The 13,405-nt window shown below is 39.1% G+C and carries 12 protein-coding genes and 3 pseudogenes; 2 read left to right on the top strand and 13 right to left on the bottom strand.

The genetic code is table 11. The annotated features are described in order from the left end of the window. A partial coding sequence (locus tag V7L20_RS06760; protein ID WP_334743321.1) for a hypothetical protein occupies window positions 1–251 on the top strand: 251 nt, incomplete at its 5' end. A gap of 4 nt (window positions 252–255) precedes the next feature. On the opposite strand, the gene V7L20_RS06755 is transcribed toward V7L20_RS06760, so the two are convergent. The 12 genes and pseudogenes from V7L20_RS06755 to V7L20_RS06695 form a co-directional block, all read right to left on the bottom strand. Continuing rightward, window positions 256–1,254, bottom strand: coding sequence for an ABC transporter permease subunit (locus V7L20_RS06755; protein ID WP_334743320.1), 999 nt, complete (start codon window positions 1,252–1,254; stop codon window positions 256–258). Beyond that, entirely contained in the window at window positions 1,251–2,807 is a 1,557-nt protein-coding gene (locus V7L20_RS06750; protein WP_334743319.1) for a sugar ABC transporter ATP-binding protein, read from the bottom strand. The genes V7L20_RS06755 and V7L20_RS06750 overlap by 4 nt, the downstream gene beginning before the upstream one ends. 273 nt (window positions 2,808–3,080) lie before the next feature. Next, the gene (locus V7L20_RS06745; RefSeq protein ID WP_334743318.1) at window positions 3,081–4,091 is read right to left on the bottom strand and encodes an ABC transporter substrate-binding protein; all 1,011 of its coding nucleotides are present in this window, start codon (window positions 4,089–4,091) and stop codon (window positions 3,081–3,083) included. Window positions 4,092–4,791: 700 nt separating this feature from the next. After that, the gene (locus tag V7L20_RS06740; RefSeq protein WP_334743317.1) at window positions 4,792–5,115 is read right to left on the bottom strand and encodes a DUF1815 family protein; all 324 of its coding nucleotides are present in this window, start codon (window positions 5,113–5,115) and stop codon (window positions 4,792–4,794) included. 130 nt (window positions 5,116–5,245) lie between these two features. Beyond that, window positions 5,246–5,731, bottom strand: coding sequence for a gluconokinase (locus V7L20_RS06735; RefSeq protein ID WP_334743316.1), 486 nt, complete (start codon window positions 5,729–5,731; stop codon window positions 5,246–5,248). Window positions 5,732–6,427: 696 nt separating this feature from the next. After that, the gene (locus tag V7L20_RS06730; RefSeq protein ID WP_334743315.1) at window positions 6,428–6,643 is read right to left on the bottom strand and encodes a hypothetical protein; all 216 of its coding nucleotides are present in this window, start codon (window positions 6,641–6,643) and stop codon (window positions 6,428–6,430) included. A gap of 3 nt (window positions 6,644–6,646) precedes the next feature. Then, window positions 6,647–7,021 (bottom strand): TnsD family Tn7-like transposition protein, encoded by a 375-nt coding sequence (locus tag V7L20_RS06725; protein ID WP_334743314.1) that lies wholly within the window; start codon window positions 7,019–7,021, stop codon window positions 6,647–6,649. Next, window positions 6,973–8,229: pseudogene (locus V7L20_RS32530) on the bottom strand (TnsD family Tn7-like transposition protein); the annotation flags it as partial. The gene V7L20_RS06725 and the pseudogene V7L20_RS32530, both read right to left, overlap by 49 nt. Window positions 8,230–8,525: 296 nt before the next feature. Next, window positions 8,526–9,139: pseudogene (locus tag V7L20_RS06710) on the bottom strand (TnsD family Tn7-like transposition protein). Window positions 9,140–9,141: 2 nt separating this feature from the next. Beyond that, window positions 9,142–9,813, bottom strand: a pseudogene (locus V7L20_RS06705) (TniQ family protein). Between the two features lie 120 nt (window positions 9,814–9,933). Next, window positions 9,934–10,218: a helix-turn-helix domain-containing protein gene (locus V7L20_RS06700; RefSeq protein WP_334743313.1), complete on the bottom strand. Its 285-nt coding sequence runs from the start codon at window positions 10,216–10,218 to the stop codon at window positions 9,934–9,936. Continuing rightward, window positions 10,211–10,522 (bottom strand): hypothetical protein, encoded by a 312-nt coding sequence (locus tag V7L20_RS06695; protein WP_334743312.1) that lies wholly within the window; start codon window positions 10,520–10,522, stop codon window positions 10,211–10,213. The genes V7L20_RS06700 and V7L20_RS06695 overlap by 8 nt, the downstream gene beginning before the upstream one ends. A 95-nt stretch (window positions 10,523–10,617) precedes the next feature. Here V7L20_RS06695 and V7L20_RS06690 point away from each other — a divergent pair, with 95 nt between their 5' ends. Beyond that, window positions 10,618–10,881: a helix-turn-helix domain-containing protein gene (locus V7L20_RS06690; protein WP_334743311.1), complete on the top strand. Its 264-nt coding sequence runs from the start codon at window positions 10,618–10,620 to the stop codon at window positions 10,879–10,881. Between the two features lie 662 nt (window positions 10,882–11,543). Here the strand turns inward: V7L20_RS06690 and V7L20_RS06685 are convergent. Next, complete coding sequence (locus V7L20_RS06685; RefSeq protein ID WP_334743310.1) at window positions 11,544–13,403, bottom strand: RNA-binding domain-containing protein; 1,860 nt, start codon at window positions 13,401–13,403, stop codon at window positions 11,544–11,546. Window positions 13,404–13,405: the final 2 nt, after the last annotated feature.

Here is a 13,405-nt window from a genome sequence, read left to right as displayed (position 1 = left end):
AAGACTGGTTGACGAGTATCAAAGACTCATTCACGAGTATTAAAGACTGGTTGACGAGTATCAAAGACTCATTCACGAGTATTAAAGACTGGTTGACGAGTATCAAAGACTCATTCACGAGTATTAAAGACTGGTTGGCGAGTATTAAAGACTCATCCCCTATTCTCAATGCCCCATGCCCACTTGCCCTGAGCGTTCGCGTAGCGTCTCGTAGAGAAGCCGAAGGGATGCCCAATTCCCAAAGACTTTGATTATTTACCGTCTAGAACGTCTGCGGAGTCGATCAATTACTACTGCCAAAATAATTACTAGTCCTTTGACGACTAGTTGCCAGAAGTAAGATAGGTTCAACAGAGTTAAACCGTTGTTGAGAATAGCAATGATTAATGCACCTAGAAGTGTGCCGCCAATGGTACCAATACCACCTGTGAAGCTAGTTCCACCTAAAATAACAGCAGCGATCGCATCTAATTCGTAACCTTGACCTAAGATGCCACTAGCACTATAAAGACGGCTGGCACTCATGATTCCTGCTAAACCTGCCAGTAATCCACTAATACCATAGACAAATAGCAAGACACGATTCACTTTAATCCCTGTTAATCTGGCTGCTCGCTCGTTACCACCGACTGCATATATCTGCACTCCTAAAACAGTTTGTCGCAGCACAAACCAGCTAACTATCACAGCGAGTAGCGCAATTATTACTAGCCAAGGAAAGGGGCCAAGATATGTATTACCCACCCAAGCAAAATTTATGTCCAGGTTAATCAGCGTTGTCCCCTTGGCAACTAAAAAGGCAAGACCCCGCAAGGCTGTAAGTGAACCCAGTGTCACAATAAAAGGTGGTACATCCAAAAAGGTGATGATAGCGCCGTTGACTAAGCCTAAAAGCAATCCTGCGAGCAAAGCAGCAGGCACGGCCGCCCAACTCAAAGCTGGCAGTAACGATACTAGTAAGGCAACTACGGCAGAAACACCTAATATTGAACCAACAGAAAGGTCAATACCTCCGGTGAGAATCACAAAGGTCATTCCTGTCGCCAGTACAATATTTATTGATGCCTGACGCAAAATATTTACAATGTTACCGGTTGTAAGGAAGTTGGGAGAAAGAAATGCAAATAAGATGCAGATAATTACTAGGATTGGCAGAATACCTGCAACTTCTAGTAGACTGTTAATTGATTTGCGGTTATGAGATGCGGGATTGTTGGCTAATTTATTGGCAGGCGGTCTAACTGTCTGACTCATGATTCTAATACCTCTGATGCTCCAGTTGCGTAGTGCATAATTTTTTCTTGGGTAATTTCTTGACCAAGACTGCCGTTCAGTTCTCCTACTAGCTTGCCTTCTCGCATCACTAAGACGCGATCGCTCATGCCAACAATCTCCGCTAGTTCGCTGGAAACCATTAAAATAGCTACACCTTGTGCTGCTAATTCGCTCATAATTCGGTAAATTTCGCTTTTGGCACCGATATCTACGCCGCGTGTAGGCTCATCTAACATCAAAACTCTCGGTTTAATGGCTAACCAACGCGCTAGCAGTAGTTTCTGCTGATTACCACCAGAAAGATCCACCGCTCTAATTTCCAAATTGGCTAGGCGGATATTAAAGTTTTCCACTGCGTCTGTTGAGAGCCGATTAACTGAACCCCAGTTAACAACTCCAGCGTTTGCATCCTGCTTGAGTGTATTGATGGCAATATTCTTTCGGGCGCTCATCTCCAGAAATAAACCTTGGTCTTTGCGGTCTTCTGGAACGTAGCCAATTCCTGCTGCAATGGCATCACTGGGGGTATTAATTTCCAGTTTTTTGCCATTTAAGAATACTTCACCACTGGCTTTGCGGTCTGCACCAAAAACCAGCCGAGATAGTTCTGTGCGTCCTGCACCAACCAGCCCCGCTAAACCAACAATTTCTCCAGCATGAACTTTAAAACTAGTTGGCTCAACCTTCTTACGCACATCGCTCATATTTCTGACTTCTAGCACGACTGGGCCTGGCTGCATTTGTCGTTGATGTTCGTAAAAGTCTTGCATAGAGCGACCGACCATCATCTGCACCAATCGCTGTGGAGAAATTTCACTGCGTGTCAGACTACCAATATATTGACCATCACGCAGTACGCTAATCCGGTCAGCTAAGGCATAGATTTCTTCCATGCGATGGCTGATGTAGATAATGGCAATGCCATCACGCCGTAGTTTGCGAATTACTTCAAATAAATGCTCACTCTCGCGGTCAGACAGTGCTGCTGTTGGCTCATCCATCACCAAAACGCGGCTTTTGTCCTTCAACGCCCTGGCAATTTCTACTTGCTGCTGTTCTGCGATCGATAAGATACCAACCACAGTCTGCGCTGTAAAATTGGCTCCAAGACTTTCTAGTACTTGCTCTGCTTCTAGTTGCATAGCTTTACGGTCTAAAAGCTGACCTCGCCGCAACTCGCTACCCATAAATATATTTTCGGTAACGGTTAAATTAGGTGCAACATTCAGTTCTTGATAGATGAGATTAATACCCGCCTTACGTGCTGTCGCCGGATCGGTAATTTTCAGGGGTTGACCATTGATGCGAATTTCTCCTTCATCGGCAATGTAAGCCCCAGCCAGGATTTTCATCAATGTGCTTTTACCTGCTCCGTTTTCACCCATCAGGGCGTGAACTTCTCCCGGATAAATTGTCAAATTGACATTTTGAAGTGCAGATACACCATGAAATCGTTTTGTAATTCCCTGCATTTCTAACACCGGAGTGGTGGTTGGTGCATCAGAAAATGAGTTTTCAATAGTTGTTGTCATGAGCAGAACGTTTAAAAAGAATTGAAAATTCACAATTGTGAGTGATCAATCAATCAACTCACACTTAATATGAAATTAAAATTATCACAAAGTCTTCTTTTAAAAATCGACCACTATTTTGGAAACTTCTAAAGGCTGTATTCCAAAATTTAGAGCTTTTCCCAGATGCATAATATATACATCATGAGTATCTGCAAAAAGTCTGTCAATGCACCAAAAGACTCAACTCAGATTAGACATAATTGTTAATTGCAAATTCACAATTTTTATTATTTACCAGCCTTTTTCTGTGCTGACATTATCTTTTGTGATTAACTTAACTGGAATCAGAATGGTGGGATTACTAGGTCTTTTACCATTTAAGATGTTGTTCCCAACTTGAACTGCTTTTTGGGCCATTCCTCGGGGATTTTGAGTAGCAGTTGCAGCATATAAACTGTTTTTAGCAGCGATCGCAGTGATTGCTTCAGGCGCACCATCAACCCCGACAATAAAGAATTCTTTACGTTGTGCTTGGTTTGCTGCTAGTTCTGCACCAAGTCCACTCGGATCGTTAATGGCAAAAACAGCATCAATCTTCGGAAAAGTTGTGAGCAAATCACTCATAACTCTGAGTCCTCCATCCCTACTACCCTCTGCATTCTGGTTTTTGGAGAGAATTTTGATATCAGGATATTTGGATAATACATTCTCGCAGCCACTAACTCGCTGAATCACCGAGTCTACTGGCGGCCCATTAACTATTACTACATTACCTTTACCTTTGAGGTGGTCAGCAATATATTTACAACTAACTTCTCCAGCTTGGACATTATTAGTGGTAATGGTGGCATCCACACCTCCTTCAGCGCCTGTGTCTACGGCAATAACAATTCTACCTGCTTTTTTTGCTCGTTCAACTATTGGTCTAATTCCCCTTTTATCAGCAGCATTTAAAACAATGATATCAGCATTTGCAGCAGTAAAATTTTCAATTTGATTGGCTTGTTGGTTAAGATCATAAGCACTGGAAGCTACAATAACGGTGACATTTTTCCCGCCAATTTTCTTCGCTTCTGCTTCAACTGCTTCTCCCATAACGACGAAGAAAGGGTTACTTAGATCGCCAACAGTAAAGCCAACCGCTCGTAATTTTTTATTTTCAGTGGAAATACTAGTTTCTGCACTAGTATTGATTGCGGTGTTAGTATCAGTATTAATAGCTGTGTTGTCTTTCTGAGCGCCACTTTTGCAACCAACAACAGCAAAAACTAATATGCTAACTATGAGCGAAATTCTTTTCATTTTCATCTATTTTTCACAACGGATTTCAATCTCAAAAAGGTGATTAAAATATATTTTGTCCAAGCTATTACAATATGGGCTAGGTCTACAAACTTCAGACATAACCTGCTAATAATGCTATTTTTTGCAGTTTCAACTACTTTCAAATGTCTATACAATGTAACCTAATTTAAGTTAGCGCTATTAATTGCTTTAAATTAGATATTTTCTTTTTAAAGCAAAACAATATGCGCTACACTACCTCAAAAAATCACATTTTTGGTGAAACTACATTTAGAAGTGTGTAAGCTAAAAATAGCTTTTAACTAAAATTACTAGAACCTGATGTTAGCCTAGAAATTTGTATTTCCTTTTACATTATTTTAGTTTAACCTGCATTACCGCAAATGCGATTCCGGTTTATCGAACTTTACAAATCAATAAAACTATTCTCATCTCTATGTAGTTAAGATTTAACCTAGAGCATTTGTGAAAATTCAGTAATGTTCAGCCAAAGTTAAGTTTAAAAAACTTAATAAATTTAGCTCAACTCGAATTGATAAAAATTAATCCTATAGGAGTAAAAATTATGATTTTAAATCTATCTTATAGACGTAGAAAAATCTAGCCTATTACCATAGATAAAAATCATTTTGTCTTCTTTCGAGAGTTAACTATTAGTGGAAAGTTAATATTTTTGTCAACCTCACTCAGAGGAGTATTAATTTGTCAATTGTATAGCATGAGAATACTTGACAATATTAGCCAACTCTTGTAATTGGTTTATGGCTTCTGCACCCTCCAACTTGATTAATTCGCGATCGTCCCACAATTCCAACCAAGTAATCCCATAATCAGACACTAAAAACCGAATCAGGTGCTTTTCTGCCAGGTTAACCATAAATGAAGCACTCTGCATTTGTTCACCGCATGTATAACAAGACGCACTATAGCCACTCTGCTCAAGTGTAATTGTCAAGGCTTGCAGGTTCATTACCAAGTCTTGCACGAATTCTTGATGTTGTTGCGCTAATCTTAAAAACATTAGTTTTCTCCTACCACTCCACTTATCTGAATTCTTTTTAAAATTTCTTTAGATTTATATATGATGTAATTTGATTACCAAAAGTTCGTGTTTTCGTGAAGATGTGATTAATCTTAATCTTCTGTTAGTATTAAACTCCTAAAGCTGTTCTAATATTTTGAACAATAACCTGGGGTGGTTGTGCAACATCCATAGATATGATATCTAACGGTTCTTCAAGAGTATAAAACTGGCTGTTAAGCAGTTTTTCGCTCATGTAATGATTGCTACGCTCTTGCAACCGCATTTGAATTAACTCATAAGACCCTTTGAGGTAAACTAGCTTGATGCGATCGCTATCCAATACCAAAAATTGCCGATAGCTGTCTTTTAAAGCAGAACACGCCAGTACTAAATTTTTAGTTTCTTGCAGCCAATGTTTTATGGCTGTTTGCAAATCTTGTAACCAAGGCATTCTGTCAGCTTCACTCAGAGGAATACCGCGCCGCATTTTTTCAACATTCTCTGGGGAGTGGAAAGCATCAGCATCACTAAACTCCCATTGTAAGGATTCTGCTAGCAGTTTTCCTATGGTGGTTTTGCCAGAACCGGATACACCCATTAGGATAATAATCATTGACTGCTGAATCATATTTTTTTAAGAAAAGTTAAGTTATTGAAACTGAGTCAGAAGTCAGGACTCCTAAGAACAATTACCTGTAAGGTCAACTCCAATTCGCTTTTTCCCATTCGCAATGGGCTACGCTCTGTTACGAAGAGAGCAATTATAAAATCAGTGCTTGCTCTGAACCCACCACTGATTCAAAGAATCAGTGCTTGCTCGAGACCCATTAATTAACAATTAAACAATTAAGTGATTTCTTGTATTTAATTGCGAATGGGCGAAAAAGCGAATTGACAATTGTTTTGGTTATTACATCAAATATATGATGACTACCGCCTTCATTTTACAAATTTTGTACACAAACAATAAAGTTCTTTACTGGCAGCGCCTGAAACACTGGTTATTGCGTTGCCAATTTTTTGTTAAAGTTCTTTACTGAAAAAAATGCTAACCGCAATACAATGTGAGCCACAAACAATAAAGTTCTTTACTGTCACAAGTTCGTATGTACTAATTGATATAGGTTGATTTTTATTCTTGGAGAACACTTACTCACCACAAAATATAAGGTTTTAAGCTTGATAAATAATCTCTTTTTATTTATATCAGCGAATTTAAAACTTCCAAAGCAGCTGCAATCGCTTCCTTGACCAAAGGTAACTTTCTCGTTTCTTTGCGTAGACTTGCACGACGAACTAGTTGCCACTTTTAACGAGTAATATTTTCTTGATGAAAAGTATTTGCTGCCCACTGCACTCTTCTCACCGCAAACTCTTCTCTGGTTTGTGCCAACTCATCCAAAACCTTTGCGGTTATAGGTAATCTATTCAAATGTCTTTTTACCCAAGCGCTTGCAGGATGATCGAGGAAATTAGCGATCGCTGTCCTGCTAATCCAAATTGGTCGATTGACATCTTGCTTCAAGCGCTATGCAGCAACCTTTACTGCTTCCACCGTTTTAACATCTCGGTTATTCCAGTCCACATCTAGAGTGCCATTATTTGTTAATGGTGGCGGCAGATGCTTCAAAAGCCAATTTTTGTCATATTTGTATAATTGACCGTAAATTGCTGGTGCTTTAGTTCGTAATTGTGTTCTTCCCGCATCAGGATTAGCTTCAATTACCTCTAACCATTGCTTACGGCAATTTTCGAGGATATCTGGAGCCGGAATAAATGAAAATATACGAGGCTTAAGTGAGGCGCATAACTCAGTTGCTCTCGCCTTAGTATTAGGTCGGAGAAAGGTAAGCTTTAGTTTATCTCCTTGACGAAGACTGTCTTCACTTGAACTCCCAGACATTGACTAATCTCCTTAAGGGTGAGTGATGAGTCTTCCCAGGAAGCTTTTAAGGATTTTTCCCAAACAGAACCATAAACTTTGATTTTTGAGAATCGAAATTGATCCTCTGCTGATTGATCCGCACCTATTCTAGAGTAAACAAAACCACACCTGCAAAAAAATGTACCAGTTGGTTTGCGACTTTCCTGGTTATATGTAATCAAACATTCCTTTATCTGTAGTTTTTTGAAATATTTACAAACAGGGTTAAGGCAGGGCCAGGGAGCATTACTAAATGGTTTTGGTGCTTCTTTTAGTTCAAAAAATTCTTGTGCTGTGTATCCTAAGAAATGAATAAATAGCAGATGCCGTAGTGGATGGTGAACTCTGTTAGGGAAACGCACTAATTGAGCAAGCCAGTTATCGCGTATCTGCTCATCAAGTGGGCATTGCAGCCAATCTAACACTTGCGAAGGGTAGTAATTTTTGAAGAGCCTCAATAATTCCTGAACACGAATCCTACCTGTGTAAGTGACTAACTCTAGATTGGTTTTTACCAAAGATAGGTATTTTTGGTACAAAGCTTCCAAGCTAGGGACGAAGGGGCAATTATTCAGAAGCCAGTTTATATCTGTGGCAATTTTCAACAGAACTTTGTGACCAGGATTTAAGGGGTCTACTGGACGAAGAGATACTAATTGAGTTGTCTGTTTTAAGGAAATAAATTCAGATATGCGTCTACGATTGTGGGTTAATACAGCACTTTTCTCTAAAAAAACTCCATGAGTGGAACAGACTTCAACACCAGGTAACTGATGAAGACGATGCCAGTAGCACTCACCAAACTGCTTCTGATCATCTTCTATACACAATGGACAGAAGCACAAATGAGAAGGCATCTCAATGAATCCAGCGACAATTCCCAAGCGTGTATGAATTTTTGAGCCATTATCACCGCACATATCCTCTCGAACTAATTGAAGTCGCTCTAGTGGCAGGAAAGGTTTATAAAAGGGTAATAAAGTATGATTGTCTATGAAATCATCAACTGTGTAAGAATGCCCGGTGGGTAAAGCAGCAACAAATCTGTTCAATCCGCTTGGTAGGTCAACAATTGCAATCGCATTTTTTGTTTGGAATAAATCTCGAACTACTGAAATTTGACTAGGACAATAGACTCTCTCTTGAAAGCGAGCGCAAATACTATATAACAATTCATTTGGGTAAGGGTTAGGAAAGAAGCCAAGCCCAACCCATGTCCTTTTAAAAAATGTAAAAAGTCATTTGATCTTGTGAAACTTTTTAATGCTTAATTATTGAACACCATTTGTATATTGTTAGCACCTTTTAAAAAATATATGTTTTCTTTTAAAAATTACAAAGAACTATAATTTTAGGTACCGCATATTTCAAGTTTATCACATATTAAATAACCCACCTATGGTGTCGTGAACTTTTCCATTATAAAGGCGAGAAACACACTTTATTTACTTACAAAGTGCTATACAAACTATTTATTTTGCATTTACCTTAACAAAGATAATTTCAAATAACGTACTTGGCGCTCAATTGTCTCCTCACTAACACCAAGATATTGAGCAATTTCTGTAAAATTCAATGCTTGATTTTGCCATAAAATTTTCAAAGCATATTCCCAAGCATAACCGTATTCTATTTTCTTTGTTGCTATTGGTACTTGATACTTCTTAATTCTATCAAAATCTCTGTTGAAAGAGACAAAACCACAAATATAGCGAAAGCGAAATTCAGCTACAGCTTTAGTGCTGTTACTATAGTCTGTATGTTGGTATTTATCCTTAATTAATAGCTGTTGAAAATATTCACCCCCTCGATTGACGCATGGACAATAATCTGTTCCAAAAGGCTTATACTCCAAAGAAGTCTTAAAAAAATATTTACTGTAGATTCAAAAAAAATAATCAACAATAAATGATGTAAAGGATGTCTTATTTTACCATCTAAAATAAATATGTATATAAGCCAGTTACTACATCTACCAAAACCACATTGAAGCATTTTTAGAAGTGGAGGAGAGTAGTACTCTCTAAAATCATTGATAAGTTTAGCTAACGAATTTTTATCTTTAAAATTAAACTCTCCAGATTTTTTGTATAACATATTTATATAAATTTTACGTACAGAATCTCCAAAAAAATGACATTTGGATACTTTAAAAGCCAATCAACATTATGAGCCAATTGTATAAAATGTTTTAAATTGACATCTGATAATTCTAAATAATTATTTATCTTGGTCTTTACTGCTTCTTCTGCTGAAACTAATCCACGACGGTGAGCACCTGTTCCTACCTCACTTTTTTGTAGAATAATGTTATGTATTAGACAAACTTCGACTCCAGGAACTTGATGTAGGCGATGCCAATAGCATTCACAAAATTGCTTTTTATCTCCTAATATACATTGAGGACAAAAACGTAAATAATTCAGATGTCTCATAAAAATTTCAAAACGATTTAAAGTAACTTATGGATTATTTTGTTTCATTGCATCTCGAAGCATTTTGATTAAGTATGGTGGATAAAATGCACTATAAAATGACAATGAAGTATGCTCATCAATTAAGCGATCGGCTGTGTAATTATTTTCGGCGGGTAAAGATGTAATCAGATAATCTAACCTAGTAACTAAATATAGATAGACACGAGAAAAACTTTGTCCAAAAAGGTCTTGGCATATGTGCATGTTATTCTTGTAATTCATCCGTTCAGAGTACCGCGCACAAACACTGTAAAATAATTCATCTGGATAAGGATCTGGAAACCAACCAAGCATTGCTGGAGCGGTTTATGAACAGTAAGTAAGCTGGTGACGATAAATTGCACCCTACTACCTATTTTTTATCTCGGTCAAGGTGATGAACAAAAGTTTTGTCAATTTGCAAAAACTGAAGAATTAATTTGGTGGTTGAGAATTATGCCACTGTGACAACAGAGGATTAATTACTTCAGCATTGGCGAAAAGAAAATCAGCCACAGCCATAATTCTCTGATAAGGTAATCCAGCTTCTCGGCGGCTGGCTTGTCCACCTAACCAGTGATAAGCCGTCGATTTAGAGATGGCACAGATTTTTGCTAATTCCTCATAACCCAATCCCCAACGGTAACTAAACTCTTGGGGAGACATGAACATTTGGTTATGTATTTCTAGCAACTGTTGATGTTGTTGAGCTTCAGACATGATTGCCTTGAAGCCCTTCCAATGATGACTTTTTTAGTAATTCGATATCATCCTCGAAAGCGAAGTCGCAAGTACAAATTTTACGAGAGGGGCTGCGCTCATCTAAAAGAACCAAGTAATGTAAGCCAGTGGCAATGCAACTGGCTTGTTGGGTGTAGATTACTCCGATAACGCGGCCAAAGTCACCGTTGGGTACTTGAAACCAGCGCACCCACTCGCCGAGATGAAATCTCTGCTGAGGTAATTCGCTGGGAATAAGCTCTGGTAAGGTAACTGGCGGTATTTGAAGGAGTATTTCAGGCATAAAATTTTTGTACTAATCTCTAATGTTATTTATACACTACAAATAGTTATTTATAATATGTAGACTTATTCCCTGCACTTTTTGAACATTGTGCAGTGAGTGAAAAAAATGAACTAAGTATTAAACAGCGCTTTGGCAAAGCGGTCAGACGACGTAGGCGTGAACTGGATCTTTCTCAAGAGCAGCTAGCAGAACGAGCCGAACTTCATCGTACTTATATATCCAACCTGGAAAGAGGTGAGTTGAATCCTTCGTTAGAAACTATGGAAAAGCTAACAAACGCCCTAGACATATCCATTCCGGCAATGTTCATTAATTACGGCATTCAGGTTGAGAATGAACCAGGGAAGGATTGTTGAGCAGTTGCATACTGCACTTCATGATTCATCATAAAACTCAGACGCTTATACATTTGAGCAGGCTATCCAATAATAAATTGCCAATTGGTCAGGAACAAACGGTTATTGCTTCTTGATGCGCCAAGGTTTGCATTCAGCTAACGGTGAAAATTTCAAGACCATTAGTCCCCATCGACGTTCGCACGCACGCTGCTCTATGCCCTCTTTTTTCTAGCTTTGGGCTTTTAACGTACAAACGGCAGTATTCCAGTGGTTCCATTGACTGGTTTATTTTGATTACGTCAATTAATGATTTTGTGGCCTGTAGTCCCTTAAAAAATACCCATTATAAATGGTAATTGTCTAAACATATTCTCTTAGCTATTTAGAGATGAACTTTTACAAGGCTTATTTTTCTGACGTAAAATACAATACAGCAGAAGCCCCCCGGCTTAGGTCAACAGAGAAAGTCAATTAGTGCTACTAGTGAATATTGATAAAACCTATCCGATTATGTGCTACTAGTTATCTTGAGTCACCTTGCCACAAAATTGAGTAGCAGTTGACGGTTATGCAAGGGTACGATCGCCAGTTAAGCTGTGGATGGTTGGTGTCAACGCGGTGTTTTATGAGTTTTGCACAGATGGCGGAGTCTCAAAAGCCTAGTTAATTTCTGTATTTGGTCAAGATACCGTTTTGTATGCCTGCTGAGGGTGATTTAGTTGTTCGGGGTATCGCAGTTCTATTAATCCCCGGTCTAACATTAGGCTTAAATAGTGGTTCCTAATGCTGTCCGGTTTACGGTTGAGTAAGTGAGCTAATGTTCGGAGTGCTAGATAATGTTCGGAGCAAAGTTCTAAGATCACACGCTCGACTAACTCTTGATCTACGCGGCTTTTCTCACGAACAGGGACGGCAATATCTTTTAGACGCTTGTAATGTTCGGAGCTTAGTCCGTAATGTTCGGAGCTTGGCTCGTAATGTTCGGAGCTTGGCTCGTAATGTTCGGAGCTTGGCTCGTAATGTTCGGAGCTTGGGAGCAACGCAAGTAAATCCGATTGTTGTTGGTTGACTAAAGCGTAGTATGTGCCACGACCGCGACCAGAGCGTTCTAACCAACCATTATTTACCAAACGCTTAAGGCAGTCTCCTATGTCTCTGGGATGTTCGCGTCTGTAACACTGAATATCACTGTTACAAATATCTCCAAATTGATGCGCTAGTACCAAGATAATGCAATCTAGCTCTGTTAGTTCACAATAGTCATCCCCTATAATCTCCCTTAATTCTTTCTCGACATTTTCGGGAATTAGGCTCACCATTGGTAATGTAACTGATGTCATTTCTAAATCTAATTCTTCTGATACCAGGGGGTAAAACCATTGCTGCTCTTCCCAAGCGCGGAGAATTTTTCCAAAACCTGAGCCGGCCTTCTCACTTAAACCAAGCATTTGAAACATCTTTTGCAGGTTGGGATTGCGAGGATCGCTAATACCACCATCATAAAGTTGTTGAAGAGAGATTCTTAGGCGACCGGGATTATAAAATAAAAAACTATTTGTGAATTTGGTAACTACTAGAGGGCGAGTAGATACATGATCTGCGTGGATAAGGGAATTAACTAGAGCTTCTCGAAGTGCCTCGTGTACGTGAGTTTCACCTCGCCGCACAGCATCCCTATCAAGTTGAAATGGGACATTTATATCGTTGACTAGACGACTGTAAACGCGATAATAGAAGTTGAAAAGATTAGGCTCCCATTTGCCATCAAGCGTCAACCTATAAGTCCACCGAGTTTCTGGATCTTTAGAAAGCTGTTCCTGATAATCAAGTTGGTAGTGAGGAAGTGCATCTAAAATGCTTCGTTCACGACCAAACATCAGTAAACCTGCTAGTGTTAGTCCCTCTTTAGCTGTAAAGCGATCGTACCGCCAGCCACCTAACTGAATTAGCAAACTTTTCTCGTCTAACGCTAACCAAGGGTGATCGGGTTCCCTAGAACTAAACCTTTGACGAAATGATTTGAGTGTTTCTGGATCAAGATCGCTGAGATCAAACCCTTCTAAAATCTTAATGTCTTGAGGTTCATTACTGGCATCCTGAAACATCTGCTGCACTTCCTCTGGAGTGCAACGGTAATCTCCTTCAAAATTCCGCTTGTATGTGCCAGTCATTGGGTTGTTATTTATGTACACGGGACGCTGTGTTCGTGTAGCTCTAGGTACTTTTATAACGACCAAATTGTGTGCTTCAACCTTTACAATTTGTACCTCAGAGTTGGAACATATTGGCTTGTTGAGTTTCTGTGGGTTGTTATGATTATTCCAAAAGTTTTTTAATAATCCATCTGGGTTGCGTACTCCAGAAATGGCAAGTCCACCTTTGCCTTCGCTGACACCTAGTACAATGTAGCCTCCGTCTGTATTCGCAAATGCAGATACTGTTTCCCATATATCATTGGGTAATCCCCCTTGTGCGGACTTAAACTCAATTTCTTGGTCTTCTCCAAGGTTAATGCGTTGGAGTAGCGTTTCTAAGTCCATTC

Source organism: Nostoc sp., from assembly GCF_036916735.1.
GTDB lineage: Bacteria > Cyanobacteriota > Cyanobacteriia > Cyanobacteriales > Nostocaceae > Nostoc.
The sequence above is the reverse complement of the archived record's forward strand: the minus strand, read 5'-3'. Positions and strand labels throughout refer to the sequence as shown.